Below are 26047 nucleotides of genomic sequence, written 5' to 3' on the forward strand. Positions count from 1 at the left end.
GCGCGTCGCTTCCCGCTGCGCTGTCGTGCTGGTTCTCAGGTACCGGCAAAGAGCATCGCAAGCGTGCCGGCGGCGATGGCGACGCCGTAAGGTATGGAGCCAGCGGATGATTCGGCTTCAGGCTGCACCGGCCTCGCACGGCGTTGGATCGCCATGCTGAGCATGTAGCTCACCCTTGAGAAGGTCACCAGCGTCTGCCTGGTGATGAGAAGCTGCACCAGCGCCCACACGCCACCTATCACGCAGGTCGCTAGGGCGACATTCACAATCATGGTCGCGCCAAGCCAGGCGCCCACGGCTGCCAGCAGCTTGACGTCACCGGCGGCCATGCCGCGCAGCAGGTAGAAGGGCAGAAACAGGGCCAGGCCCACCAGCCAGCCATACAGCCATGTCAGCGAGCCGGCGGTGATGCCATGAATGGTCATCTGCACTGGCAGTGCGGCGATCCAGGCGCCGAAGGTCAGCCAGTTCGGAATGCGGCGCCGATCCAGGTCGATGGCCGCCGCGGTCAGCACGATGCCGATCGTGGCAGGGCCTACGAAGGAGGCGAGAGTGGTGGCGGCTTGCATGGCGTGTTGGCTTGAGGGTTGGAGCGAGCGGGTCAGGGATTGCCGGGCGGAGGTCTCAGGGCATGCTGGTGGCGATCAGCTCGTACATCTCTTTCACTGCGCCGCTGATCTTGAACACGGAGCCGATGATGGCCACCGCGATCAACATGCCGAGTAGCGCGTATTCGATAGAGGAGACGCCTTTGTCGTCTTGCAGCAGATCCTTTGATATGGCGAGGAACTTCGACATTGGCGTCTCCGGTGTCACAGTGATGGCTTGATGCGCAGGCGCAACGCATGGCCAGCGACTAGACGCGGCCCACACGTGCGCCCTGCGGATCTATCAAGGGGCAGGAGTGTTTGCAGCCTTGAGCTCCGTGCCGATCGCGTCAAACGTCTTGTCCAACTCAACGCCGACGAGCCTGACGGCAGCGATGATGACAACCGCAATCAGGGCGGCAATCAAGCCATATTCAATGGCGGTCACGCCTTCTTCATCACGGATGAATTGCTTGAACATAGTGGTCAGGTTTTGCATGATTAACTCCTTTGGTTTGGAACAAGCACTACAGGACTGCGTAACTTCGGAAAGGTAAGCACTGGCACCGGGTCTCAATGCCGGGAAGCGCGGCAGCACGGCGGAGCGCAGATAGCACATGCATGGAAGGGCCAGCGGCCCGGACCGTCGCACATGCCCTGCGGGCAGCGCGCCTCCAGCCGGCGTTCGGCCGAAGCGTGCATGCAGCGCGCTACGTGGTGCGCATGGCCTGCGCGTGTCATGCAACGGAACGGCACGCTGCCGCCCATGCGGGCGGATGCGGCGTTGCAAGCGTTCCAGTGCGTCAGCGCGAAATGGCGTGCGGCAGGCATGACAAGGTTCCCCGTATCTTTCTTGGTTCTGATGCCGGCCAGTTGCTCCGCCATCTCGGCATTCGCCTTTGTGGCGGTGCCGGTGCCAGGACATAGGCAAGCGACGGGCCAGCCAACGCGAAACCCTTGTGCCACAAGGCTTTCCGGGAAGCGTGCCTGAAACGGCGGTAGGCCATCGACACCGTATGCGGTGTTTTCACCGCACTTCGTTGCCGTCGGGAAACGCAAGCCGCGCAGGCCATTTCGGATGAACCAACTAACGGATGAGTGCGTGCGGCGCGCTGGCGCTCGCGAGCGTTCAACCCAAGGCAGGCGCTTCAACCAAAAGCATGATTTGGCAGGGTTCGGGGAGAACGATACATACGGCACTTGGATGGGGAATTGCGGTGCTTGCCGATTGCGGCGCGAGCAGTGCCGCCTGATGGATGAGGAAGCGGGAACAACGGGCCTGCGTTTCCGGATAGAAACATCGACACCTTCCGTGGCGCGCGTGGCATGTCTCGAAATGTCAGCCCGATCTCCTGCAACCCTTGTATTTGTGCGGCTTGCTGGCCAGGCAGGCCGCATGATTCAAGGAAGAAACGTTGCTCGCACCAGCGCCGCTCAGGAATAGCTATCCATGCGTTGCCGACGCTCGCGCATCTTGCTTTCCGTTCGGTGCGCGACAAAACTGGGCCAGGAAGAATGGCTGCGTTCCCGCTATGTACAGCGGGGTACTGCATGCACAAGACCAAGAAAACAGGGGGAAGATGCCGCATCGACAGCCGGTATGGTTGCACACGCGCACGCCCCCTGATGCAGGTGTTGCCAGCATCGGAGGATCCAGGTCATGTCCAACTATGAAACCCAGCTCCTGTCGCTGGTGGTGCCATTCCACAACAACGGCGCTGCGACAGATGGCTTCCTTGCGCGCGTGCTGCCGATCCTGGAATCCCTGCACGCCACGCATTTCGAAATCGTCTGCATCAACGACGGTAGTACGGACGACACGCTGTCCAGGCTGGTCGAAGCAGCGCGCCGCGATGGCCGGATTCGCGTGATCGAGCTGACGCGCTGCTTTGGCAAGCAGGCGGCCCTGACTGCCGGCATGGACGAGGCACTCGGGGACGCCGTGGTTCCGTTCGATGCGGACCTGCGTGATCCGCCGGAGCTGATCCCGACGCTGGTCCAGTGCTGGCGACAAGGCGCGGAGGTTGTGCTTGCCCAATGCACGGGTCCTGGCAATGGCTCGTACCTGAAGCGGTTTGCCAGCGCCGTTTGCGACCGCTTGCACAACGCACTGTCTGAGCTGAACATTCCCAGCAATGTCGGTGAATTCCGCCTGATGGATCGTGCGGTAGTGAATGCCATCAAGCAGCTCCCCGAAAGACATCGCTTCATGAAAGGCCTGTTCTCCTGGGTGGGCTTCAATACCGTGATCGTGCCGTATCAGCGGGAACAGTGCCGTGCAGGCTTATCGAACGAGCAGGGAAGCGGGCGATGGAGGGCGACGCTCGCCGACATCGCCAGCTTTGGTTCGGTGCCGCTGCGTGGCTGGATGTACCTTGGCTCGTGCATCGCGCTCGTCTCAATCTGCTACGGCCTGTACCTCGCCGCATATAGTGCAATGGGCGATGGGGAGGTGCCCGGCGTTGCGCCGGTGATCGCGCTCCTGCTGTTCTTCAGCGGCGTACAGCTGATTGGCATTGGCCTGGTTGGCCAATACATCGGGCGCATCTACGAGGAATCAAAAGGCAGGCCGATTTACCTGGTCAAGCGCCGCTACCATACGCGTCGTCCGCTGCGTCGCGCAGGCGGGGACGGCAAGATCATTTCACTGGTGGCCGGCAAGCGCAGCTGACAAACTGACCGAAGCATGCAAGGGTGCGGCCGCCCGGCTTCGCGGGCGGTTATTTTCGGCAGGCAAGCATGCCGGGGGCCCAGGGCCGGCACGCATGAATGGCACATTGCTGGCGGGATCGCAATCGACCCCGCCAGCAATGTCGAGAGGGATGAGTCGGGCGTGTGCGCTGAAGCTTATGATGCGATTGGCGTGGACGGTCTCTTGCCTCAGGTTCCCTGCACGCACACCATCCCCATATCCCCCTTCCTCACCTGCAGCTTGTAATCCCGCATCAGCCGGAACAACGTCACCCGCGAAATTCCCAGTTCCGCCGCCACATCGATCAGCCGCTCATGATTACGCTGCAGCGCCTCGACGATCGCATGCTGTTCCGCTTCCTCGCGGATCGCCGCCAGCGTCTTCGGCCGTTCTTCCACAGGCGTCGCCAGTTCCAGGTCCGCCGGCTGGATCACGCCGTCCTCGCACATCGCCGCCGCATGCCGGATGCGGTTGATCAGCTCGCGCACGTTGCCAGGCCAGTTGTGCTGCTGGATCGCGCGCAGCGCGGTTGGCGAGAAGCCGCGGATGCGGGCCGGCGATTGCTTGCGCACGCCGTCGAGCACGTGCTCGGCGATCAGCATGATGTCGCTGCCGCGTTCGCGCAGCGGCGGCTGGCGTACCCGCAGCACGCACAAGCGGTGGTAGAGGTCGCCGCGGAAGCGTTCGGCGGCGATGGCGGCGTCGAGGTCGACGTGGGTTGCGGAGATGATGCGCACGTCGACTTCGATGGATTCGGTGCCGCCGAGGCGCTCGATGCGTCCGGTCTCCAGGAAGCGCAGCAGGCTGGTCTGGCTTTCCAGCGGCATGTCGCCGATTTCATCGAGGAACAGCGTGCCGCCCTGTGCCATCTCGATGCGCCCCGGCTTGCGCTTGGTGGCGCCAGTGAAGGCGCCGCGCTCGTAGCCGAACAGTTCCGACATCAGCAGCGTGGGCGGGATGGCGGCACAGTTGACGGCAACGAAGGGCTTTTGCGCGCGTTCGCTGGCATGGTGGATGGCCTGCGCGGCGAGTTCCTTGCCGGTGCCGGACTCGCCCGAGATCAGTACCGGGGTGTCCCAGCGCGAGACCTTCTCGATGCCGCGGAACAGCGTTTGCATGGCGGAACAGGTCCCGATCATGCCGTCCGGGCGCGAGCTGGCCGCCGCGCGCTGCACGGCGGGCCGCATCTGTGCCATGCCCTGCGCATGGCCGAGCGAGTGGGCCAGGTCGGCGGACTCGAACGGGGAGGTGTAGTAGTCGACGAAGTAGAGCCCGAGCAGGCGGCGTGCCGCTTCGCTCAGCGCATCGCGGCTGGCGACGATGCCGATCCAGCCGAATTGCGGCTGGGCCAGCCAGGGTTCGAACGATTCCAGCTCGGCATCGCTGAAGCCGCTGTGCACGTCGAGCAGCGCGGCGGCCGGCTGGGAGCTGTGGGCCAGCGCATGCAATTCCTGCAGGTTTGACGCGAAACTGAGCTTCCAGCCCCGTTGCGACAGGACCCTGCAGAGCATGGCGTCGTGATGCTGCGACAGGTACAGCAGCGGGCGGTTGGCATACGCGCTCATACGATTTCCCCGGATTTCTTCTTATCAGACGAAACCGGCGGCGGCGGTTGCCACGCACCGGATTCGGTGGCCATAAGGCCTGCGCCGTCGCTGCATCATCGATGCCTCGAACCGGCGTCCTCCCCGAATTCTGTTCTTGCCGTCCCGCCGATGCGCCGCGTAGTCCGCCGCTGCCGCGCCGATGTCGATGGCATCGGTCACGGCAGCGGTGTCTCGCAGCGCCTGCATGGCAGGCCGGTCAGCACCCCATTCTTTCCAGACGCGCCGGCAAGCCGTGCGTCCGCGATCCCGTTTTCGCCGCCCGGTGGTCCGGGCTGGCAGGGTTCTTCCAGGTTGCACGGGCCACGCGCAAGCGCGCGGCCCGTGTCCTGAAAGACCTCCCTCTAATCTTGTCGGCGGCCTCTGCAACGACCCGCCGGTGCGGGCCAGTTCCTGCCGCGTGGCCCAACGCTTACAGCACCAGCCCGACGCCCACCCTGGGATGCGAGAGTCGTTATGAAACTGACCTTCGGCGAACGCATGCCAGTATGTTTGCCGCTTCCGTTTCAGACTTCCCCTGTGTCGGGCTTCTGTTCGCGGGGACACAAGTGCGACGAACGTGCCAGTGGGGTACAAGCCGTTGATTCGAAAAGAGAATCGTGAAAAACGAGTGTTCCCGTCGCCGCCGTGCTGTAAGAAAACGTTCCGATCCTGATACATCGCAGGCCTTTTTCATGCTGCGATGCAACAAGTTCGCGCTTGTCCGTGCCAGGCATACGTCACAGTTTTAGGAACCCGTGTGCCGAAAGGTCTACCTTGACGCCTCCGCGGCCATCCGAAAGAGGGGAGGCGGCATTTTGGACGTTCGGGCGCCATGGCTCCGATACTGCACGCGGCAACCCGTTCGTCGAAGTTGCATTTTCTTTACAGCGGCCTCGAGCTTTTTCAAGCGGCGCAGGTCTGCCAAACCTCAACTGTCTCAGCCTTTTAGCGATTTACAGCCAGGCGTAGCCGTGCTGGAAGGCTGCTGCGATGGCCGTTGACACGCATTTGCATGGTTCCGCGCAGGATGCTCAGGGCCCGGCCTCATCTTTTTGGATGGGTGGCGCGGGAGATCCATGCGCGCCGGCATGGCGGGCAAAATGGTTGCGTCGATGAAACTCAGGGTGGTTTCCGATGCAGTCGAAGGGCGCGTTCAGAGACACCACGCCGGTGTTGCGATCGCCGGCCAGCCGTTGAAATGCCTGGAGTTATCGAAAATGATTCGTATTGCCAACATCGGCGTACGAAACAATTTCAGGATTGAAACTGCCAGGGTTGGCCGCCGACCGTGGGATGCGTTTGCGTGGCTTCGCCGCGCACTTGTTCCTGCAGCCAGGCGTGGAAGGCATGGATCGCCTTTTCCCGCGGGTTGCCTTCGCGCCAGGTGACCCAGTAGTGCAGGCTGGATGGGATCCGGGTCGAGCCGATCTGCACCAGCTGGCCGCTGGACAGGTAGTCATGCGCCAGCTGCGCGCGCGCGGTGGCAAGGCCCAGGCCGGCCACGGCTGACTGCAGCATCAGCCCGGCATCCTGGAAGATCGGGCCGCGTTCGGGCTCGTCGCCCGGCAGGCCGGCGGCTTCCAGCCAGTCGCGCCATGGGCGCAGCGCAAAGCGCAGCATCGGCAGGCGCGGCACGTCGGCCAGCGTGAAGCCGGGGTAGCGCGCCAGCAGCGCCGGGCTGGCTACGGCGATGACGTGGTCCTCGATCAGGTTGTGGCACTCGAAGCCGGGCAGGTCCACGCGCTGGTGCCAGATGCCGACGTCGACGCTGTACGGGTCGGGCGGGCTGATCTCGGCGTGCAGCCGCAAATGCAGGTCCAGCGACGGCACCTGTGCATGCAGGCTGGGCAGCCGCCGGATCAGCCAGGCATTGGCCAGGTCCTCCATCACGCTGACCTGCAGCCGTACCACCGGCGGCGCGGCGCTGTTGCCGGCCTCGCGCAGCGCGCTTTCGATGCTGTCGAGCGCGGCGCGCACCTGTTCGGCCAGCCGCGCGCCAGCGCTGGTCGGCGTCATCCGGCTGCCGCTGCGCTGGAACAGCTTGGTGCCCAGGCTGGCTTCCAGCCCGCGGATATGGTGGCTGATGGCGCTGTGCGTCAGCGCCAGCTCTTCGGCCGCGCGCGAGAAGCTGCGGTGGCGCGTGGCCGCCTCCAGCGCACGCAGCGCTTGCAGTGGGGGCAGGTGGACGGGGCGATGGGCGGGTTTGCCGGGGGATCTGGACATGGCCGTCAAATTCTACTCACAATCGCCGCGGGTATGTTTCGTTGGCCTTGCACCGGAATGGGGACGACAATGCGGGCCATGACGACTACCACTTCATCCGCTTTGTCTTCCGTCCCGGCGCCAACGGAACAAGCCCACGCGCGCTGGCGCGTGCTGGCCGTGTTCTCGCTGGGCTTCCTGGTGTCCTATGTGTTCCGCGGGGTCAACCTGGGCTTCGCGCCGCACCTGACGCGCGAACTGGGGCTCAATGCCGGCGACCTGGGTTTGCTCACCAGCTTCTATTTCCTTGGCTTTGCCTGTGCCCAGCTGCCCGCCGGCATCCTGCTGGACCGTTTCGGCCCGCGCCGCACCGAGGCGACGATGCTGCTGGTGGCCGTTGCCGGCTCGCTGGTGTTCGCGCTGGCGCCGGGCATGGCGGGGCTGGCCACCGGCCGGCTGCTGATTGGCGTGGGCGTATCGGTGTGCCTTGGCGCCGCCATCCAGGCGCTGTCGATGTGGTTCCCGCTGTCGCGCATGCCGTTGCTCAACGGCGTGGTGATGGCGATCGGCGGGTTCGGCGCGGTGCTGGTCGGCACTCCGCTGTCGTGGCTGCTGTCGCTGACGGACTGGCGCATGGTCAGCGCCGGGCTGGCGGTCGTGTCGCTGGCGATGGCGGCGCTGCTGTGGTTCGGCGTGCCCGACAAGCCGCGCGCCGGCAAGGAGAGCCTGCGCGAGCAACTGCGCGGCACGCGCCAGATCCTGGCCAGCGAGCGCTTCTGGCGCGTGGTGCCGCTGACGCTGCTGAACCAGGGCGTGTTCCTGGCGGTGCAGACGCTGTGGGTCGGTGCCTTCCTGCGCGATGTGCCGGGCTTCGATGCGGCCACCAGTGCGCGGCTGGTCTCGGTGATCGGCTTTGCGATGATGGCGGGTTGCGTCGGCTCGGGCTGGGCGGCGCGCCACCTGGAGCGCATCGGCGTCAGCCTTTATGCGTTTGCCGGCATCGGCATGACCGGCTTTATCGTGGTGCAGGCGCTGCTGATGGCGCAGGTGCCGCTGCCGCCGGTGCTGCTGTGGGCCGCCTACGGTGTGTTCGGCTCCAGCGGCATCCTGACCTATGCGGTGCTGGCGCGCAGCTTCCCCGACGCGCTGATCGGGCGGGCCACCACGGCGCTGACGCTGACGGTGTTCTTGTCGACCTTTGCGTGCCAGGTCGGGGTGGGGTTTGTGCTGGACTTGTGGCCGTCCAGCGGCGGCCACTATCCGAAGGCGGCGCACATGACGGCGTGGGGCGGGCTGGTGGCGCTGCAGGTGCTGGCGGCGGTGTGGTACCTGATGGGCGCGCGGCGCGCGCCCGCCCGCTAGATCAAGATCGGCCGGTCGTCCAGTTCATTGGGGTTGTGCCCCCCATCCGACGGGAAATGGCTGGCCAGCAGCTCATGGATGCGCGCCACCGTGACCAGAACCGGCGTCACCGACAGGTCTTGCTTCAGCCCGTGCGCCAGTTCATCGCACAGTTCGCGCCAGACCGCCGGCCCTACGCTGGCGTCGATGCCGCGGTCGGCCAGCAGCTCGACGGCGTGGTCGGCCAGGTTGATATAGAGCAGCACGCCGGTATGGTCGGCGGTATTCCAGACTTCAAGCGCGCCGAACAGGAAGCGGGCGCGCTCGCGCGGGGTCACGCCGGCCCAGGCGTGGCCCAGCGGCAGGCTGGCCTCGATGACCACGCGGATTTCGCCGCGATGGCGCGACTCGCCGGCATGCACGGCCGCTTGGAGCTGCTGCTGGGCCTCGGCCGGGAAGTGCTTGCGGGCGGTGCCGGCGGTGGTGGCGAAATGATGCAGGGCGCGTCGGAGATGGGGCATGGTCGTCGCTCCTCCTTGTGTCACCAGTTGCCGGACGCGCCGCCGCCATCGAAGCCGCCGCCGCCTCCGCCGCTGAAGCCTCCACCGCCGCCGCCACCGCCGCCGAAACCTCCTCCGAAGCCGCCGCCGCGTCGTCCCCAGCCCTGCCCCATGCCGTAGCCCCCCAGCCCGCCAAGGCCGCCGGCGATCACGTCACGGCCACGCCGGGTGGTGACGATCTGCGGCCCGCGGGAGCGCCGCATGGCGCCGATAAAGAAAAACAAGATGATCGCCAGCGGGAACAGCACCGGCAGCCAGTCGGCCAGCGCCGAGGATTGCTGCGCCTTGCGCGGCTGCGGCCCGGCCAGGCCTTCCTTGTCGATGGTGGCCTGGATGGCGGAGATGCCCGCCGCCAGCCCGCCGTAGAAGTCGTTCTGGCGGAAATGCGGCGCCATCACGTCCTGCAGGATGCGCTTGGACATGGCATCGGTCAGCGACCCCTGCACGCCGCGACCGACCTCCAGCCGCATCTTGCGCAGCCCGGGCGGATTGTTCTTGGCGATCAGGACGATCACGCCGTCGTCGATGCCCTTGCGCCCGGCGCGCCACGCGTCGGCCACGCGGATGCTGTAGGCGTCGATGGGCTCGGGCTCGGTGGTCGGCACCATCAGCACGAAGATCTGGCTGCCGCGCTGCTGCTCGTATTCGGCGAGTACGTTTTCCAGCGCGGTGCGCTGCTGCGAGCTGAGCGTGCCGGTCAGGTCGGTGACGCGCTGGGTCAGCGGCGGCACCGGCACGAAGCCGTCGGCCGCCAGCGCCGGCGCGCACAGCCATGCCGCCAGCCACAGCAGCAGCGCGGCCAGGCCGGTGCGCCAGGAGGACGGCTGCTGCGAGCGGCCGGTGGTCAGGCCCATGGCCGCCGCCTCAGAACTTGACTGCCGGCGGCGTCGAGATGGCCTTCTCGTTGTCCACCGTGAACGACGGCTTGACCGGGTACTTGAAGATCATCGCGGTCAGGTTGGTGGGGAAGCTGCGCGCCAGGACGTTGAAGTCCTGGACCGCGGCGATGTAGCGCTGGCGCGCCACGGTGATGCGGTTCTCGGTGCCTTCCAGCTGCGACTGCAGGTCGCGGAAGGAGGCGTCGGCCTTCAGTTGAGGGTAGTTCTCGGACACCGCCAGCAGGCGCGACAGCGCGCTGGACAGTTCGCCCTGCGCCTGCTGGAAGCGCTTGAACGCTTCCGGGTCGTTCAGGGTCTCGGGCGAGACCTGGATGCTGGTCGCGGCCGCGCGCGCCTTGGTCACCGCTTCGAGCGTCTCGCGCTCGTGCGTGGCGTAGCCCTTGACGGTGTTGACCAGGTTGGGGATCAGGTCGGCACGGCGCTGGTACTGGTTGATGACCTCGCCCCAGGCCGCCTTGACCGCCTCGTCCTTGGCCTGGAAGTCGTTGTAGCCGCAGGCGGTCAGCAGGCTGGCCATGGCCGCCAGCAGCAGCCAGCGCAGCACGGACAGCGGCGAGCGCAGCTGCGAGGACAGGGAGAAAGAGGCGCGCATCGTGGGACTCCGCAGGTTAGGCATGGCAGGCATGGCCTGGCGAGTCCCAAGTGTAGCGCACCGCCCATCTGCCAGGCGACGGCCCAGGCGACGCCCCGGCACGTCGCCCGCCGGCATGGCCTCAGGCCGCCGCGAACGCCTTGCGCGCGGCATCGAAGGTGGCGCCCAGGATGGCGTCGTCGTGCTGCGCCGAGACAAAGCCGGCCTCGAACGCCGACGGCGCCAGGTAGACGCCGTTGTCCAGCATGGCATGGAAGAAGCGATTGAAGCGCGCGGTGTCGCTCTTGGTCACCTCGGCGAAGCTGCCCGGCACGCCTTCGCGGAAATACAGGCCGAACATGCCGCCGATGGCGTCCGCTGCGAACGGCACGCCGGCTGCCTGCGCGGCTTCGGCCAGGCCGTCGGCCAGCTTGCGGGTCTGCGCGGCCAGCCGGTCGTAGAAGCCGGGCGCCTGGATCAGCTTCAGCGTGGTCAGGCCGGCGGCCACCGCCAGCGGATTGCCCGACAGCGTGCCGGCCTGGTAGACGCCGCCCAGCGGCGCCAGCTTGGCCATGATGTCGCGCCGCCCGCCGAAGGCTGCCGCCGGCATGCCGCCGCCGATCACCTTGCCCAGGCAGGTCATGTCCGGGCGGATGCCGTAGTGGGCCTGGGCGCCGCCCAGCGCCACGCGGAAGCCGGTCATCACTTCGTCGAAGATCAGCACCGCGCCGTCGCGGCTGCACAGTTCGCGCATAGCCTTCAGGAAGGCGTCGCTGGCGCGCACCAGGTTCATGTTGCCGGCCACCGGCTCGACGATCACCGCGGCGATCTCGCCGGCGTGCTTGGCGAAGGCCTGCTCCAGCTGCTCGACGTTGTTGTACTCCAGCACCATGGTGTGGCGGGTGACGTCGGCCGGCACGCCAGCCGAGGAGGGGGCGTTCTGCGTGGTGTCGGCAAAGGTCAGCAGGCCCGAGCCGGCCTTGACCAGCAGGCTGTCGGCATGGCCGTGGTAGCAGCCCTCGAACTTGATGATCAGGTCGCGGCCGGTAAACCCGCGCGCCAGCCGCAGCGCGCTCATGGTCGCCTCGGTGCCGGAAGACACCAGCCGCACCTGCTCGATCGACGGCACCAGCTTGCAGATTTCCTCGGCCATGGCGATCTCGGCCTCGGTCGGGGCGCCGAACGAGAAGCTGTGGGCCGCGGTCTCCTGCACCGCGCGCACCACCTCGGGGTGGGCGTGGCCGACGATCATCGGACCCCAGGAGCCGATGTAGTCGATATAGCGCTGGCCATCGGCATCCCACATATAGGCTCCTTCGGCGCGCGTGATGAAGCGCGGCGTGCCGCCCACCGAGCGGAAGGCACGCACGGGGGAGTTGACGCCGCCAGGAATGGTCTGCTGGGCGCGGTCGAAGAGCTGCTGGTTACGGGACATGGCGTTGAGTGGGATCAAGGACTGCTGGGAACGTGGCGGCGCGGCCGGCGTCTCGTCGACATGCAGGCAATACCGTGGAATGTCACGGCAATTGACTGCCAATCCGGCGCTAACATGCGCGAACACGGCGGAACTGGCACGATTCTGGCGGTCGCCGGCTGGCGCGGGCGGCACGGTTTCGGTACCATCTGCGCTGGATTTTAATGGAGAGTGGCCAGAGCCTGTTATGGAATACAAGACTTGGATGTGCCTGATCTGCGGCTGGATCTACGACGAAGCCGCAGGCGCGCCGGAAGACGGCATCGCCCCCGGTACCCGGTGGGAAGACGTGCCCATCAACTGGACCTGCCCGGAATGCGGTGCGCGCAAGGAAGATTTCGAGATGGTGGCCATCTGATGCTGGCAGCCGCCCGGCACGACGCCAGCTTGTGCGCCATCGAAGCTTCATAGAAAGCCGCCACACTGGCCACGCGCGTCGCGCCGATACGACAGAACGCCGTCAAGGGCCCGCCGCTCCGGATTGACGGCCCCCCGGCGTCTTGTCACACTCTGTTGCAAATTATGTGGCCGTCCATCCGCCATTGGTGGGGAAGACGGCAGGCAGGTGCGGGTTCCACGCACCGCCACTGCCGGGTCTGGCCCGGCCTTGAAGGGAAGCAGAATCATTTTTCGGGGGTCCGTCGGGGCGCGCATGGGTCGCGCTGCTCCGCACGGGTGTTCTCTAGTGCTTGCCGGCGCGCCGCAGGGCGTGGCCGGTCGCGGGAACAACATGCGGGTCGCTCATACAGAAGAAAACCAGCGGGTCAATGCCGCCGGCGCCAGCATTGCGGCGCCTGGCGTACCAATGCCGGACACCCAGGCGCACGCGCGCCGCAAGGTGCTGGTCATCGACGATTCCAGCACCATCCGCCGCACGGCGGAAATCTTCCTGTCGCAGGCGGGATACCAGGTCATGCTGGCCGAGGACGGCTTCGAGGCGCTGGCCAAGGTCGGCGAGCTGCATCCGGACCTGGTCTTCTGCGACATCCTGATGCCCCGGCTGGACGGGTACCAGACCTGCTCCCTGATCAAGAAAAGCCCGCGCTTCCACGCCATCCCCGTGATCATGCTGTCGTCGCGCGACGGCGTGTTCGACCGCTCGCGCGGCCGGCTGGTGGGGGCGCATGACCATCTAGCCAAGCCGTTCACCCGCGAGGCGTTGCTGCAGGCCGTGCAGGCCTGCCTGCCGGTCCGCGCCGACGTGGCGGAAAAGGCCTTGCCGGCATGCTGACGGCGTGAACGAACCGAAGGAAACCTCATGACTGCCATCAACAAGATCCTGATCGTCGACGACTCTCCGACCGAAGCGCTGTTCATGTCCGACCTGCTCGGCAAGCGCGGCTTCAAGGTCTCGGTCGCCGGCAACAGCGACCAGGCCTTCGCGCGCCTGGAATCGGAAAGCTTCGACCTGATCCTCATGGACGTGGTGATGCCCGGCCAGAACGGCTACCAGGCGACCCGCGCGATCAAGCGCGACGACCGCTTCAAGGACATCCCCGTGATCATGTGCACCAGCAAGGGCCTGGACACCGACCGCATCTGGGGCATGCGCCAGGGCGCGTCGGACTACATCGTCAAGCCGGTCGACGGCGAGGAACTGCTGGGCAAGATCGCCGCGCTGGCGCACTGAGCCGCCAGCGCCGGCCGTACGGGATGCCACCACCAGTACCGGGGACCGCCACATGAACGCGCCACGCCAAGACCTACGCGCCCGCCACACCCGCCTGCAGGACTACCAGGCCATGCTGGCCCGGCGCCTGCGCGAGGCGCGCACCCTGCCCGCCGCAGACAGCTACCTGGCGCTGCAGATCGGCGCGCGCCACTGGCTGCTGCCGCTGGCGGAGACCGGCGAGGTGCTCGACATGCGCCCGCCCAGCCGCGTGCCGCTGACGCAGCCGTGGTACAGCGGCCTGGTCAATGCGCGCGGCAGCCTGCTTGGCGTGATCGATTTCAGCCTGTTCTGCGGCGGCGCGCCCACGCCGGTGCAGCCCGGCAGCAAGCTGGTGGTGCTGTCGCGCCAGGTGGAGCGCGCCTGCGCGATCCTGGCCACGCGCGTGGCCGGCTTGCGCCATGCCACGGAACTGGGGCTGCCGCACGAGGAGGCGGCGCAGGGACTGGATGAGGTGCCGGCCTGGGAGGGCCAGCGCTTTGCCGACCGCGACGGGCGCGACTGGCAGGTGCTCAACGTGCGCGCGCTGCTGGACGCGCCGGCGTTCCTGCAGGTGGGCCGCAGCGCGGCCTGAGGCGCGCAGCGCCGCGAGCAGGCAAGAAACAAGCGCTGGCCCCGGCCTGGCGCACCCGGCACGAGCCGCCGGGCACAACAACGAATAGAACGGAAGAGGGTGCCATGGGTTTCAAGAAATTCAGCCTGGGCCGGCGTACGCCGGCAGCCGACGCCGCCGCCGCCCTTGGCGGCGGGCCGGACATGGCCTATGCCGGCGGCCGGGAAGCCGCGCCCGCGGAACCTGCATCTGCCACACCTGCCGCGTCGGCCGCACCCGCCGGGCTTGGCGCCACGCCGCTGGAGCACGTGTCGGCGTGGATGGGCCGCATGCCGTTCTCGTCGCAGCAGCGGGTGCTGACCGTGGGCGTGGTGGTGTCGCTGGTGGCACTGCTGGGCTCGGTGTACCTGGATAACCGCATCGCCAACAATGCCGCGGCGCAGATCGAGATCGCCGGCGACATGCTGATGCACTCGCAGCGCCTGGGCAAGGCGGTGCCGGTGGCGCTGCTGGGCAATGCGCAGGCCTTTACGCAGCTGCGCGAGTCCAAGGAGACGCTGGCGAAGGACCTGAAGGCGCTGCAGGACGGCAGCGACGAGAAACACGTGCGCGCCACCACGGGCGATGCCGCGCCGCTGCTGGAAACCGCGATGACGTCGTGGAAGCGCTCGGAGAAGAGCGCGGCCGACGTGCTGGCCCAGCGGCCTGTGCTGACAACGATCGGCCAGACCCTGCAGGTCTTCAACGCGTCGAACCCCGAACTGCTGGAAGCCGCCGAGCAGGTGGCCGCGATCAAGCTGCAGTCCGGCGCCAATGCGCGCGAGGTGGCGGCGTCCGCGCAGCTGGTGATGCTGACGCAGCGCCTGGGCAAGAACCTGAACGAGTTCCTGGCCGGCGAAGGCGTCAACCCCGAGACCGCGTTCCTGCTCGGCAAGGACACCAACACCTTCCGCGAGACGCTCGACGGCCTGATGAACGGCAGCGAAGCGCTGCGCCTGAATGCCGCCACCGACGAAGAGACGCGCGGCTACCTGAAGCAGCTGTCGCAGCGTTTCGACGCGGTGCAGAAGACCACCCAGACCATTCTGCAGAACCTGCCCGGCCTGATCGCCGCCAAGCGCGCGCAGCAGCAGATCTTCAACGACAACGAGGCGCTGCGCGGCGAGCTGTCGGCCCTGCAGCGCGCGTATGCGGAGTCGGCGCGCCTGCGCCCGGTGACGCTGGGCGCGACCGTGGTGTCCGCGCTGCTGACGCTGCTATGCCTGGTCGGCCTGGCCGCGCTGTACCTGCGCGATTCGCGCATGCGCGCCCTCGAAGCCGAGGCGCGCGAACGCGAGGCCGAAGCGCGCCGCCTCGATGAAAAGCGCAACAACGACAACACCCAGAAGGCCATTCTGCAACTGATGAACGAGCTGCAGGATATCGCCGACGGCGACCTGACGCGGCAGGCCACGGTGACCGAGGACATCACCGGTGCCATCGCCGACTCGGTCAACTACACCGTGGAAGAACTGCGCGAGCTGGTCGGCCGGGTGCAGCAGACCGCGGGCGAGGTGACGCAGGCGTCGGGGCAGGTGCAGGCCACCTCGACCCAGCTGCTGTCGACCACCGAGGAGCAGTCGCGCCAGATCCGCCAGACCGGCGAATCGGTGGTGGAGATGGCCGACCGCATCACGCAGGTGTCGCGCGGCGCGGCCGAGTCGGCCAATGTGGCGCGCGCCTCGCTGACCGCGGCCGAGCAGGGCCAGCAGGCGGTGCAGAACGCCATCTCCGGCATGAACGACATCCGCGAGCAGATTCAGGAAACCTCCAAGCGGATCAAGCGCCTGGGCGAATCGTCGCAGGAGATCGGTGAAATCGTCGAGCTGATTTCCGACATTACCGAGCAGACCAACGTGCTGGCACTGAACGCCGCCATCCAGGCCGCCTCGGCCGGCGAAGCCGGGCGCGGCTTCTCGGTGGTGGCCGAGGAAGTGCAGCGGCTGGCCGAACGCTCCGGCGAGGCCACCAAGCAGATCGGCGCGCTGATCCGCACCATCCAGACCGATACCCAGGACGCCGTGCACGCCATGGAGCGCAGCACGCAGGGCGTGGTCGAAGGCGCGCGCCTGTCGGACAACGCCGGCGCGGCGCTGGTCGAGATCGGCCGCGTGTCGCGCCAGCTGGCGGAGCTGATCGAGCAGATCTCGCAGTCCACCTCGCACGAGGCCGACCTTGCCACCACGGTGGCGCGCCATATCGAACGCATCCTGCAGGTTACCGAGCAGACCACCAGCGGCACGCGCCAGACCGCGCAATCCGTGCGCCAGCTGACGCTGCTGTCCGAGGAACTGCGCAACTCGGTGTCGCGCTTCAAGATCGCCTGAGTGGCCGGATGACGCCTGCGACTGCTTCCGCGCAGCGCGGCAACTGCCGCCACGCCTGCCAACAAGCCAACCCAGCGCCTGCCTGCCGCCGCGGCGGGCCGCCCGCGGCCGCCCTGGCGGCGCCGCACTGGAAGCCGTCATGTCCATGAATTTTCCCCTCCCGAGCGAAGCGGCCGATGCCAACGCATCGCTGCCGGCGCCCGCCATGCCCGAACCGGAAGCGGCGCCGCTGCCCGCATCGGCCACCACTGCCGCGCCGGCCGACGCCGGCGGCGCGGCGCGCGACCTGTCCGGGTTGGCGTGGCTCGCGCCGAGCCTGCGCGGCGCGCTCGAAGACGCGGCCGCGGAGCTGGGCCACTACGTCGATGAAATCCGCCAGGCGCCCGAGGCGCTGGGCGCGCGCGATACCACCTCGCTGCGGCTCGCCGGCCAGCACCTGCACCAGGCCGCCGGCGCGGTGCATATCGTCGGATTGCGCGGCACCGATCCGTACTGCCAGGCGCTGCGGCGCCTGCTCGAGGCCATCGATGCCGGCCAGCTTGCCGCCGATGCGCAGGCGCTGGCGGTGTTCCGCGCCGGCGTGCAGGCACTGGCCGAGTATGTCGACGACCTGATGGCCGGCGACGACGAGGCCCCGCTGCGGCTGTTCCAGCCCTACGCCGGCGTGCTGGCGCAACTGCGCGAGGAGCGCGTGCATCCGGCCGACCTGTGGCTCGACGAGCTGCAGATGCTGCCCGGCATGCTGCTGCCGGCGCGCAGCCCCGCCGCCATCACGCGCGCGCGCCAGCAGTTCGAGGCCACGCTGCTGAAGGCCATGCGCCTGCCCGCCGCGTGCCAGGACCCGGCCCTGTTGCGCGAGGCCTGGCTGCCACTGCATGCGGCGCTGGATGAAGTGCGCGCCAACGAGCAGGAGCCGCGCCGCGCCGCCGACCACCCGGACCGCGACGTGTGGCATGTGCTGGGGCTGGTGTTCCGCGCGCTTGCATATGGACTGCTGCCGTCCGACCTGCTGGCCAAGCGCTTTGCCGGGCGTGCCAACCTGCTGCTGCGCCAGTACCAGCAAGGGCATGTGCGCGTGCCGCAGGCGCTGCTGAACGATGCCGTGTTCCTGCTAGTGTGCACGGGGCTGGCGAAAACGGCTGCCGCAGACGCGGTCCAGGCCGATGGCGCGGCTGCCGCGCGCAGCGTCATCGCCCGTACGCTGGCGGCCTTCCGGCTCGACGCCGCGCACGCGGTGGCCGATGCCGACTTCCGGCTGCGCTACTACGGCTGGCTCGACCCGATCGATACGCGCAACCTGCAGCAGGCCGCCGCGGGGCTGGAGCAGGCCGCTGCCGGCGACCAGGCCGGCTGGGAAACCGCGCTGGCGGCGCTCGCCGAAGCCGCGCAGCCGCTGGGACAGCCGCCGCTGCAGCGCTGCCTGTCGCAGGCGGCGGTGTCGGCCGCGGGGCCCGACTGGGAGCGTAGCCGTGCCGCAGCGCTGGGCGCCACCGGCATCGCGTTGTTCCTGGCGCGTGCGCTCGCCTTGCCGTGGCGCGTGCACGGACAATCCGCCCATCCCGCCGCGGCGCGCTTTGCCGCGCAGTGCGAGGCACTGGCCGACTGCCTGCACCAGTCGCTGTCGGATCCCGCCGTGGGCGCGCCGGCGTGGCTGGCCAGCATGGTCGACGATGCGCGCGCGCAGGCGCTGCGCGGCGAGGCCGTGGCGCAGCTGCGCGCGCACCTCGACAGCGGCGAATCGTGGCTGGACAGCTATGACCGCAACGCCGCGCGTGCCGACGGCGCCGGCCACCTGCGCGATGCGCGCCAGGCGTTCGCGGCGCTGGGCAACACGCTGGAGCGGCTGCAGGCGTCGCCGGCGCTACCGGCCGCGCTGGCCGGCGACGCGGGCAGGGCCATGGCTGCGGTGCAGGCTGTCAATGAGCGGCTGGCCGCGGTTGGCGATGCCTCCCACGCTTCCGATGCCGCCTTGCGCACCGAACTGCTCGCCGCCGTGGCGGCAGAGCTGGGCACCGTCCATGCCTTTGCCGATGCGCTTGAATTCGGCCGCGCCCGCCGTCAAGACATCCCCGCCGAAGTCGCAGCCGCCGATGACGGGCGCGCTTTCCAGCATCCGCTCGCTGCCGCGCGCGACGCCGCGGCCGAAGCGCTGCACGCCGGCCCCATGCCCGACGCACCGCAGGTGCAGCGGCTGCGTGCCGCGCTGCAGGCACTGGCAGACCAGGCCGCAATCGACGACAACGCGCCGCTGCGGCGCCGCGCCGCCGATGCCACCACCCAATGCAATGCCTGGCTGGCTGGCAGCGACGATGCCGCCGGCCGCCTGATGCTGGCGCTGGCAGATGCCGCGGGCGAACCCGAACCCGCGCCCCTGCCTGCCGCTGCCGCAGAGCCGGCCCTGCCCGCCGCCGGCGACAGCGCGGCGGTCGATGCCGAGCTGCTCGACATCTTCCTGAACGAAGCCGACGAGGTACTGGGCGGTATTGCCGGCGACCTCAACGCAGGTGTCGATGCCTTGGGCGATGCCGACACGCTCAGCCGCGTGCGGCGCGCCTTCCATACGCTCAAGGGCTCGAGCCGCATGGTCGGGCTGCATCGCTACGGCGAAGCCGCCTGGGCGGTGGAGCAGGTGATGAACCTGTGGATCGCCGAGGCGCGCGCGCCGGCGCCGGCGCTGCTGTCGCTGCTGCGCCGCGCGCACGCCGAGCTCTCGGTGTGGGTGGCACAGCTGCACCGCGATGCAGCTGCGGCGCACGACATTGCGCCGCTGGTGGCGACCGCCGAGGCGGTGCGCGACGGCGGCCTGGCGACGGCCGACGAGGCGGTGCCAGCCGAGCCCTCCATCCCCGAAGAAGCTCCGCGCGCAGCGTCCGCGGACGACAGCCAGCCGGGCGCGGCGGCACCGCAGGACACGCCCGCCGACGACGACAACGTCATTCCGTTCCGCCTGGCCGGCGGCTTGTCCAGCGACGAGGACAACTACAAGGTCATCGGCCCGGTGCGCATCGGCCTGGCGCTCTACAACGTCTACCTGCAAGAGGCCGACGACCTGCTGCGCCAGTTCGCCACCGATGTTTCCGAATGGCGCCACGAGGACCATCCGTGCCCGAGCGAACTGGCGCTGCGCGTGGCGCACACGCTGCAGGGCAGTGCCTCGACCGTGGGGCTGGAGCCGGTGCGCGAGATCGCCGAAGCGCTGGAAGGACTGCTGCTGCAGCTGGGCTCGCACCCGGTGGCGATGCATCCGGGCGACTTCCGCCTGCTGGAGCAGGCGGTTGAACGGCTGCGCGGCATGCTGCACCAGTTTGCCGCCGGCGTGTGGCCGCAAGCCGACGCCGGCCTGCGCCGCAGCCTGGTGGAATTCGGCGAACGCGCCTTGCTGCGCCCGCGCGTGGCCGTGCCCGCAGCGTCCGCGCCGGTGGATGACATGGCGCAGCTTTATGGCCAGCCGCCGCACGGGGACGACGAAGTGCCGCTGGTGGCTGAGCCCGCGCCTGCGCCGGCCCAGCCCGCGCCGCCTGCGCAGCATGATGCCGTGGTGATCGCGCTGCCGACTTCGCACCGGCCGCCGGTCGCGGTGGCGGCCGGCGACGCTGCGGCCCGCGCGTCTGACGCCGCGCCTGACCCGGCGCTGGTCCAGATATTCCTCGAGGAAGCCCAGGGCACGCTGCCCGAACTCGGCAAGCTGGTGCGCACCTGGGAAGCGGCGCCGGCGGACACGCGCCACGGCGGACTGGTGCTGCGCGCGTTGCATACGCTCAAGGGCAGTGCGCGCATGGCGGGCGCGATGGCGCTGGGGCAGGCCGCGCACGAGATGGAGACGCTGCTCGATGCCAGCCTGCGCGCGCAGGCCGGGCAGGGCGCCGGGCCGCAGCTGTTCGCGCGCCTCTACGCCTGGTACGACCGCATCCTCGCGCACGCCGAAGCGCTGCAGGCCGGACGCCTGCTGCCCGCCGACGACCCCGATGTGATCAACGGCCTCAGCGTGTCGCCGCAGGATGAGGCGGAACCCGCTGCCGAAGCGCACCCTGAAGCGGCCCTGGATCCTGCCGCCGACGTTGCCGGTGCGGGCTCCATGCTGCCGGTCATGCCCGGGCCCGCGGACGTGATGGTGCCGATGCCGCCCACCGGGCTCACGCCGGCCGCCGAGCCGCAGCGTGCGCTGGTGCGCGTGCAGGCGCGCGCGCTCGATACGCTGATCAACGAGGCGGGTGAAGTCGGCGCGACGCGCGCGCGGCTCGACAGCGAACTCGACGCGATGCGCACCTACCTGGGCGAACTCAACGACAACGTGGCGCGCCTGCGCGGCCAGTTGCGCGAGATCGAGATCCAGGCCGAATCGCAGATGGCGTCGCGCATCGCCGACGCGCAGCACAAGCAGGAGTTCGACCCGCTCGAGTTCGACCGCTTCACCCGCTTCCAGGAACTGACGCGGATGATGGCCGAATCGGTCAACGACGTGGCCACCGTCGAGCAGAACCTGCAGCGCGGCTTCGACCGCGCCGCCGGCGACCTGGCCGCACAGGCGCGGCTGACGCGCGGGCTGCAGCGCAGCCTGATGCAGGCGCGCATGGTGCAGTTCGACGCGCTGGCCGAGCGCCTGTACCGCGTGGCGCGCCAGGCCGCCGCGGAGACCGGCAAGGAAGTGCGGCTGCTGATCAAGGGCGGCACGGTGGAGATCGACCGCTCCGTGCTGGACCGCATGGCCGGCCCGATCGAACACCTGATCCGCAACGCGGTGGTGCACGGGATCGAGCCCGCGCCGCAACGCCGCGCCGCCGGCAAGCCCGCCACGGGCGCGCTGACGCTCGAGGTGCAGCAGGAAGGCAACGAAGTGGTGCTGCACTTCGTCGACGACGGCAACGGGCTGGACCTGGCGCGCATCCGTGCGCGCGCGGTCGAGCGCCGCCTGCTCGCGCCGGACGACGACGCCGGCGAGGCACGCCTGACCGAGATGATCTTCACCCCCGGCTTTTCCACGGCGGACACGGTTTCCGAGCTCGCCGGGCGCGGCGTCGGCATGGACGTGGTGCGCGCCGAGACCGTGGCGCTGGGCGGCCGCATCACGCTGGCCTCGAAGGCCGGGCAGGGCACCACCTTTACCGTGCACCTGCCGCTGACCACGGCCATCACGCAGGTGCTGGTGTTCTCGCTGGGCGCGCGGCGCTATGCCGTACCCAGCGGCATGATCGACCAGGTGCAGCAGCTGCGCGCGCCGGCGCTGGTGGAGGCCTACAACCAGGGACGCTTCGCCGTGGCCGGCGCCGAGGTGCCGTTCTTCTATTTCGGCGCGCTGCTGGAAGAGGGCAACGGCGTGGCAGCCGGCCGCAAGTACTCGCCGGTGGTGCTGGTGCGCAGCGGCGCCGAACGTGTCGCCGTGCACGTGGACGAGGTGGTCGGCAACCGCGAAGTGGTGGTCAAGCACATCGGGCCGCAGCTGGCGCGGCTGGAAGGCATTGCCGGCGCGACCACGCTCGGCGACGGCGAGATCGTGCTGATCTACAACCCGGTGGTGCTGGCGCAGCGGCTGCTGCGCGAGCGCGGCCAGCCCGCGCCGCAGCAGGTGGTTCCCGCGGAGTCCGCGCCGGACTTGGCGCCGCAGTTGGCGCCGCAGTTGGCGCAACCGGTGGCCGGGCCGCTGGGCGCGGTCGCCGAACTGGCCGGCGACGGCAGCGCCGCGCCGGTGCGGGGCCTGGCGCTGCAGCCCACGGTGATGGTGGTTGACGATTCGCTGACCGTGCGCAAGGCGACCCAGCGTCTGCTCGGCCGCGCCGGCTACCAGGTGGTGCTGGCGCGCGACGGCGTGGATGCGCTCAAGCAGCTGCAGGACGTGATGCCGGATGCGATGCTGGTGGACATCGAGATGCCGAACATGGACGGCTTTGACCTGACCCGTAACGTGCGGTCCGACTCGCGTACCGCGCACATGCCGCTGGTGATGATCACCTCGCGCACGGCGGACAAGCATCGCCGCTATGCGGAGGAGATCGGCGTCAACGTCTACCTCGGCAAGCCGTATAACGAAGACCACCTGCTGGCCACGCTGCAGCGCCTGCTGGGCGCGCGCGCTGCGGGGACGGCGGCATCGGTGGCGCAGATGCTGGGCGAGGGGCCGCCCGCCTGAGTGTTTGCTCCCTTCTCCCGCTTGCGGGAGAGGGAGACCACCGTCAGTTTGCGTAAGGCATTCGGCAAAAAGCATCCCGCCAAAAGAAAAAGCGCGGCATCGCAAGACGCCGCGCTGTTCCTCTCCTCCAACAACGCCGCGTCGCGGCGCTGCCACCCTGAAACCTACCAGCGCATCTGGTTGTTGCGCCCGCCGGTGCTCACCGTGGCCGTCTTGGTACGGCCCTGGTAAGTCGCCCGCACGCTGTACGTGCCGCTCGGCGCCCTCAGCAGGCAGCGCGGCCCGTCGGCGACAAAGCTCGCCACTTCCTTGTTGCCGCGCATCAGCTTCACGTCGACATCGGACAGGTACTCGCCGCGATCGCCCTGGGTAAACAGCAGGCTCATGTTGAAGTTGCGTGCCAGCCGTTGCAGCGCGACCTGCTCGTCCTCGGCGACGCCGCCGCAGATATAGGTCACCGGTCCCGCGGTACGCTGCACCATGGCGTCCCGTGGCGGCGGAGGCGGCGGCGTGGTCAGCGGCGGGCGTGGCTGGGCCGCGGTCGGCGGCGGAGCGGGCACGGCAGGTGCGGCGCCGCCCGGTGCCGGTGCCGGCGAGGCCGTTGGCGGCGGGGCTGCAGTACCCGGTGCCGGTGCCGGCGGCGCAGGCTGGGCCACTGGCGGCGGCATGGTGGTGGGCTGCTGCGTCGCGGGCGGGCTCACGCCCGGCGTTGGCGCGATGGCACCAGCCGGGGCAGGGGCGGTCGCTGCCGGAGCAGCCGGTGCCGGAGCAGTAGCTGCCGGAGCTGGCGCAGGCGTGGCGGATGCGGGCGCGGCTTCGACCACGGGTGCCTGGGCATGGCTGGCCGCCGGGACAAGGGCCAGCAGCGCGACCACGCCGGCGCTGAGCGCGATCACAAGGCGCTTGACGCGAGTGCGGCGTGCGAGCCGCGCTTCGACGCGCTTCAGTGACTGGGTAGGGGCAAACGGGGGCAGGTGCGGCATCGTGGCCTCCTTGGCAATCTTCAGGATTCACGTGCCCGGAGGACCCCGTGTGGATCACTCCGGGTGTCTTCCTTTCCATGCTAGGGCGCAAGCCGGGGCCACACTGCCGGGTGTGGTCCTACATCGGCGTCAGCGGATGGCGCATCGTCGCCGCACGAGCGCCGCGCCAGGCACTTGCGCAGATCCCATGAAAAAACGGCGCTTTCCTTGCCGGAAAGCGCCGTTGCAGGCTACCCGCGACGCCCTTGCCTACCTGCGGCTCACCAGCCGGGCCGGGACCGACAGCGTCAGCGCCGCGCCTACCACCAGGCACGCGGCCAGCAGGTACATGCCGGAGTCCGTGCTCCTGGTCAGGTCCTTGAGCCAGCCCACCGCATACGGGCTGAGAAAGCCGGCGAGGTTTCCCAGCGAGTTGATCAGCGCAATGCCCGCGGCCGCGCCGGTGCCGGCCAGGAACGACGTGGGCAGGCTCCAGAACAGCGGCAACGTGGTCAGGATGCCGATGGTGGCCAGCGTCAGCGCGAACATGGCCAGCGTGGTATCGGTGGCCCAATGCACCGACAGCAGCAGGCCGAACGCGCCGAGCAGCGCCGGGATTGCGATATGCCAGCGCCGTTCGCCGCTGCGGTCGGCGCTGTGCGCCACCAGCACCATGCCGATCACCGCGCAGCCATACGGGATCGCGGTCAGCAGGCCGATGTCGAGCGCGCTCTTCACGCCGGTCTGCTTGATGATGGTCGGCAGCCAGAAGCTGACGCCGTACAGGCCCATGACGAAGCAGAAGTAGATCGCGCTCATCAGCCAGACGCGCGGGCTGAACATCACGGTGCGGATCGGCGGGTCTTCCTTGTGCGCGTCTTCAGCGGCGATGTTGCGCTCGAGCAGCGCCTTTTCCTCGCCTGTCAGCCACTTGGCGTGCGCGATGCGGTCATCCAGGTAGGCCAGCACCCACAGCCCCACCAGGATCGACGGCACGCCTTCCAGCAGGAACATCCACTGCCAGCCCGACCAGCCGTTGTGGCCGTCGAACGACTGCATGATCCACCCCGACAGCGGGCCGCCGATCACGCCCGACAGCGCGATCGCGGTCATGAAGAAGGTGGTGGTGCGCCCGCGCCGGTTGGCCGGGTACCAGTAGGTCAGGTACAGGATGATGCCGGGGAAGAAGCCGGCCTCGGCAATGCCAAGCAGGAAGCGCAGCACGTAGAACATGGTCGGCGTGGTGACGAACATCATCGCCGCCGAGATCGCGCCCCAGGTGATCATGATGCGCGCGATCCAGATGCGCGCGCCCACCTTGTGCAGGATCACGTTGCTGGGCACTTCGAACAGGAAGTAGCCGATAAAGAAGATGCCTGCGCCCAGCCCGTAGATCGTCTCGCTGAATTTCAGGTCGTTGAGCATCTGCAGCTTGGCGAAGCCGACGTTGACCCGGTCCAGGTAGGCCACCACGTAGCACAGCAGCAGGAAAGGCACCAGGCGCCAGCTCACCTTGCGGTAGGTGGCATCTTCAAAGGCGGCGTCGCCGACGCCGGGGGTTACTGCGGTCGTTGTCATGCCGTCTCCTGAGGATGTTTGCGTTCTTGCGACGCGGTACAGCGGTGTTACGACAAGGAAATGCCGGTGAAGCAGGGCTCAGACGCAGCGCCCGCCGTCGACTTCGATGCAGGTGCCGGTGATGAAGGCGGCTTCGTCGGAAGCCAGGTAGAGGCAGGCATTGGCCACGTCCTGCGGCGTCGACATGCGCCCCATCGGGATGGTGGCGAGGAACTTCGCGCGGTTCTCGGGCGTGTCGGGCATGCCCATGAATTCTTCAAGCAGCGCGGTGGCGCCGATCACCGGGTTGACGCAGTTGACGCGGATATTGTCCTTGCCCAGCTCGGCCGCCATGGCCTTGCTGGCGGTGATGACCGCGCCCTTGCTGCCGTTGTACCAGACCAGCCCAGGCCGCGGGCGGATGCCGGCGGTGGAGGCGATATTGACGAACACGCCGCCGCCGCGCTGGCGGAAGTGCGGGATGAAGGCGCGCGCCGACCAGTAGATGCTTTTGACGTTGACCGCATAGACGCGGTCGAACTCATCCTCGGTGACGTCGAGGATGGGCTTGTTGCGATGGGTGGTGCCGGCGTTGTTGACGACGATATGCACGTCGCCGAAGGCGGCCAGCGCGGCCTCGCGCATGGCCTCGGTATCGTCGCCGCGCGAGACGTCGGCGCGCACCGCGCGCGCCTGGCCGCCGGCCTCGCGGATCGCCGCGGCCACGCGCTCGGCGCCGTCTTCGCGCAGGTCGGCCACCAGCACGCTGGCGCCCTCGCGGGCGAAGGTATGGGCGATGCCTTCGCCGAAGCCGGAACCGCCGCCGGTGACGATCGCTACCTTGTTGGCCAGTCTCATCGCTTGTCTCCTTGTGTTGTGATTTTCGGTGATCGGTGCGGGGAAT

At 68.5% G+C, this 26047-nt stretch carries 21 protein-coding genes; 8 read left to right on the forward strand and 13 right to left on the reverse strand.

The features are described from left to right. Positions 1 to 35 precede the first annotated feature (35 nt). The 3 genes from E0W60_RS14130 to E0W60_RS14140 all read right to left on the reverse strand — a co-directional run bounded on the left by E0W60_RS14130 (position 36) and on the right by E0W60_RS14140 (position 1086). Positions 36 to 569 carry an A24 family peptidase gene (locus tag E0W60_RS14130; RefSeq protein WP_135704707.1) on the reverse strand — a complete coding sequence of 178 codons (534 nt, stop codon included), beginning with the start codon at positions 567 to 569 and terminating at the stop codon, positions 36 to 38. A gap of 55 nt (positions 570 to 624) precedes the next feature. Next, positions 625 to 798, reverse strand: a complete 174-nt coding sequence (locus tag E0W60_RS14135) for a Flp family type IVb pilin (protein WP_135704709.1) — start codon at positions 796 to 798, stop codon at positions 625 to 627. 93 nt (positions 799 to 891) lie between these two features. Then, positions 892 to 1086 carry a Flp family type IVb pilin gene (locus tag E0W60_RS14140; protein ID WP_135704711.1) on the reverse strand — a complete coding sequence of 65 codons (195 nt, stop codon included), beginning with the start codon at positions 1084 to 1086 and terminating at the stop codon, positions 892 to 894. Positions 1087 to 2247: 1161 nt separating this feature from the next. Here E0W60_RS14140 and E0W60_RS14145 point away from each other — a divergent pair. Further along, a complete protein-coding gene (locus tag E0W60_RS14145; protein WP_135704713.1) occupies positions 2248 to 3258 on the forward strand; it encodes a glycosyltransferase family 2 protein in 1011 nt (336 codons plus the stop codon). 209 nt (positions 3259 to 3467) lie between these two features. On the opposite strand, the gene E0W60_RS14150 is transcribed toward E0W60_RS14145, so the two are convergent. The 3 genes from E0W60_RS14150 to E0W60_RS14155 all read right to left on the reverse strand — a co-directional run bounded on the left by E0W60_RS14150 (position 3468) and on the right by E0W60_RS14155 (position 7088). Then, on the reverse strand, positions 3468 to 4844 hold the full coding sequence (locus tag E0W60_RS14150) for a sigma-54 dependent transcriptional regulator (RefSeq protein WP_135704715.1): 1377 nt from the start codon (positions 4842 to 4844) through the stop codon (positions 3468 to 3470). 24 nt (positions 4845 to 4868) lie between these two features. After that, positions 4869 to 5045, reverse strand: a complete 177-nt coding sequence (locus E0W60_RS37015) for a hypothetical protein (protein WP_165971451.1) — start codon at positions 5043 to 5045, stop codon at positions 4869 to 4871. Between the two features lie 1074 nt (positions 5046 to 6119). Further along, entirely contained in the window at positions 6120 to 7088 is a 969-nt protein-coding gene (locus tag E0W60_RS14155) for a LysR substrate-binding domain-containing protein (RefSeq protein WP_135704717.1), read from the reverse strand. Positions 7089 to 7166: 78 nt separating this feature from the next. On the opposite strand from E0W60_RS14155, the gene E0W60_RS14160 reads away from it, so the two are divergent. Then, complete coding sequence (locus tag E0W60_RS14160) at positions 7167 to 8429, forward strand: MFS transporter (protein WP_135704720.1); 1263 nt, start codon at positions 7167 to 7169, stop codon at positions 8427 to 8429. Here the strand turns inward: E0W60_RS14160 and E0W60_RS14165 are convergent. From E0W60_RS14165 to hemL, 4 genes are all read right to left on the reverse strand, one after another. Next, positions 8426 to 8929 carry a TPM domain-containing protein gene (locus E0W60_RS14165; RefSeq protein ID WP_135704722.1) on the reverse strand — a complete coding sequence of 168 codons (504 nt, stop codon included), beginning with the start codon at positions 8927 to 8929 and terminating at the stop codon, positions 8426 to 8428. The two genes, E0W60_RS14160 and E0W60_RS14165, sit on opposite strands and share 4 nt — an antisense overlap. Before the next feature lie 20 nt (positions 8930 to 8949). Then, positions 8950 to 9822 carry a TPM domain-containing protein gene (locus E0W60_RS14170; RefSeq protein ID WP_135704724.1) on the reverse strand — a complete coding sequence of 291 codons (873 nt, stop codon included), beginning with the start codon at positions 9820 to 9822 and terminating at the stop codon, positions 8950 to 8952. Positions 9823 to 9832: 10 nt separating this feature from the next. Continuing rightward, positions 9833 to 10459 carry a LemA family protein gene (locus tag E0W60_RS14175; RefSeq protein WP_135704726.1) on the reverse strand — a complete coding sequence of 209 codons (627 nt, stop codon included), beginning with the start codon at positions 10457 to 10459 and terminating at the stop codon, positions 9833 to 9835. A 121-nt stretch (positions 10460 to 10580) separates the two neighbouring features. Next, positions 10581 to 11873 (reverse strand): glutamate-1-semialdehyde 2,1-aminomutase, encoded by a 1293-nt coding sequence (gene hemL / locus E0W60_RS14180; RefSeq protein ID WP_135704728.1) that lies wholly within the window; start codon positions 11871 to 11873, stop codon positions 10581 to 10583. 226 nt (positions 11874 to 12099) lie between these two features. Here hemL and E0W60_RS14185 point away from each other — a divergent pair, with 226 nt between their 5' ends. From E0W60_RS14185 to E0W60_RS14210, 6 genes are all read left to right on the forward strand, one after another. Next, entirely contained in the window at positions 12100 to 12270 is a 171-nt protein-coding gene (locus tag E0W60_RS14185) for a rubredoxin (RefSeq protein ID WP_010813017.1), read from the forward strand. Between the two features lie 372 nt (positions 12271 to 12642). Then, complete coding sequence (locus tag E0W60_RS14190) at positions 12643 to 13143, forward strand: response regulator (RefSeq protein ID WP_133093966.1); 501 nt, start codon at positions 12643 to 12645, stop codon at positions 13141 to 13143. 27 nt (positions 13144 to 13170) lie between these two features. Beyond that, positions 13171 to 13542 (forward strand): response regulator, encoded by a 372-nt coding sequence (locus tag E0W60_RS14195; protein ID WP_029045760.1) that lies wholly within the window; start codon positions 13171 to 13173, stop codon positions 13540 to 13542. 52 nt (positions 13543 to 13594) lie between these two features. After that, a complete protein-coding gene (locus E0W60_RS14200) occupies positions 13595 to 14155 on the forward strand; it encodes a chemotaxis protein CheW (RefSeq protein WP_135704730.1) in 561 nt (186 codons plus the stop codon). 104 nt (positions 14156 to 14259) lie between these two features. Continuing rightward, a complete protein-coding gene (locus tag E0W60_RS14205) occupies positions 14260 to 16500 on the forward strand; it encodes a methyl-accepting chemotaxis protein (protein ID WP_135704732.1) in 2241 nt (746 codons plus the stop codon). 139 nt (positions 16501 to 16639) lie between these two features. Next, the gene (locus E0W60_RS14210; RefSeq protein WP_135704734.1) at positions 16640 to 22624 is read left to right on the forward strand and encodes a hybrid sensor histidine kinase/response regulator; all 5985 of its coding nucleotides are present in this window, start codon (positions 16640 to 16642) and stop codon (positions 22622 to 22624) included. 164 nt (positions 22625 to 22788) lie between these two features. On the opposite strand, the gene E0W60_RS14215 is transcribed toward E0W60_RS14210, so the two are convergent. The 3 genes from E0W60_RS14215 to E0W60_RS14225 form a co-directional block, all read right to left on the reverse strand. Continuing rightward, on the reverse strand, positions 22789 to 23607 hold the full coding sequence (locus E0W60_RS14215; RefSeq protein WP_135704735.1) for a hypothetical protein: 819 nt from the start codon (positions 23605 to 23607) through the stop codon (positions 22789 to 22791). A 249-nt stretch (positions 23608 to 23856) separates the two neighbouring features. After that, positions 23857 to 25164, reverse strand: coding sequence for an MFS transporter (locus tag E0W60_RS14220; RefSeq protein WP_133093971.1), 1308 nt, complete (start codon positions 25162 to 25164; stop codon positions 23857 to 23859). 78 nt (positions 25165 to 25242) lie between these two features. Next, on the reverse strand, positions 25243 to 26001 hold the full coding sequence (locus E0W60_RS14225; RefSeq protein WP_133093972.1) for an SDR family oxidoreductase: 759 nt from the start codon (positions 25999 to 26001) through the stop codon (positions 25243 to 25245). Positions 26002 to 26047 lie beyond the last annotated feature (46 nt).

The organism is Cupriavidus oxalaticus, from assembly GCF_004768545.1.
GTDB lineage: Bacteria > Pseudomonadota > Gammaproteobacteria > Burkholderiales > Burkholderiaceae > Cupriavidus > Cupriavidus oxalaticus_A.

Excerpts from the sequence above, each read along its gene's own strand:
- E0W60_RS14170 (WP_135704724.1), bottom strand. The coding sequence starts at position 9,822 with ATGGGCCTGACCACCGGCCGCTCGCAGCAGCCGTCCTCCTGGCGCACC.
- E0W60_RS14160 (WP_135704720.1), top strand. The coding sequence starts at position 7,167 with ATGACGACTACCACTTCATCCGCTTTGTCTTCCGTCCCGGCGCCAACG.
- E0W60_RS14195 (WP_029045760.1), top strand. The coding sequence starts at position 13,171 with ATGACTGCCATCAACAAGATCCTGATCGTCGACGACTCTCCGACCGAA.
- E0W60_RS14205 (WP_135704732.1), top strand. The coding sequence starts at position 14,260 with ATGGGTTTCAAGAAATTCAGCCTGGGCCGGCGTACGCCGGCAGCCGAC.
- E0W60_RS14190 (WP_133093966.1), top strand. The coding sequence starts at position 12,643 with ATGCGGGTCGCTCATACAGAAGAAAACCAGCGGGTCAATGCCGCCGGC.
- E0W60_RS14155 (WP_135704717.1), bottom strand. The coding sequence starts at position 7,088 with ATGTCCAGATCCCCCGGCAAACCCGCCCATCGCCCCGTCCACCTGCCC.
- E0W60_RS14185 (WP_010813017.1), top strand. The coding sequence starts at position 12,100 with ATGGAATACAAGACTTGGATGTGCCTGATCTGCGGCTGGATCTACGAC.
- E0W60_RS14200 (WP_135704730.1), top strand. The coding sequence starts at position 13,595 with ATGAACGCGCCACGCCAAGACCTACGCGCCCGCCACACCCGCCTGCAG.
- E0W60_RS14140 (WP_135704711.1), bottom strand. The coding sequence starts at position 1,086 with ATGCAAAACCTGACCACTATGTTCAAGCAATTCATCCGTGATGAAGAA.
- E0W60_RS14145 (WP_135704713.1), top strand. The coding sequence starts at position 2,248 with ATGTCCAACTATGAAACCCAGCTCCTGTCGCTGGTGGTGCCATTCCAC.
- E0W60_RS14175 (WP_135704726.1), bottom strand. The coding sequence starts at position 10,459 with ATGCGCGCCTCTTTCTCCCTGTCCTCGCAGCTGCGCTCGCCGCTGTCC.
- E0W60_RS14215 (WP_135704735.1), bottom strand. The coding sequence starts at position 23,607 with ATGCCGCACCTGCCCCCGTTTGCCCCTACCCAGTCACTGAAGCGCGTC.
- E0W60_RS14135 (WP_135704709.1), bottom strand. The coding sequence starts at position 798 with ATGTCGAAGTTCCTCGCCATATCAAAGGATCTGCTGCAAGACGACAAA.
- E0W60_RS14150 (WP_135704715.1), bottom strand. The coding sequence starts at position 4,844 with ATGAGCGCGTATGCCAACCGCCCGCTGCTGTACCTGTCGCAGCATCAC.
- hemL (WP_135704728.1), bottom strand. The coding sequence starts at position 11,873 with ATGTCCCGTAACCAGCAGCTCTTCGACCGCGCCCAGCAGACCATTCCT.
- E0W60_RS14165 (WP_135704722.1), bottom strand. The coding sequence starts at position 8,929 with ATGCCCCATCTCCGACGCGCCCTGCATCATTTCGCCACCACCGCCGGC.
- E0W60_RS14220 (WP_133093971.1), bottom strand. The coding sequence starts at position 25,164 with ATGACAACGACCGCAGTAACCCCCGGCGTCGGCGACGCCGCCTTTGAA.
- E0W60_RS14210 (WP_135704734.1), top strand. The coding sequence starts at position 16,640 with ATGTCCATGAATTTTCCCCTCCCGAGCGAAGCGGCCGATGCCAACGCA.
- E0W60_RS14130 (WP_135704707.1), bottom strand. The coding sequence starts at position 569 with ATGCAAGCCGCCACCACTCTCGCCTCCTTCGTAGGCCCTGCCACGATC.
- E0W60_RS14225 (WP_133093972.1), bottom strand. The coding sequence starts at position 26,001 with ATGAGACTGGCCAACAAGGTAGCGATCGTCACCGGCGGCGGTTCCGGC.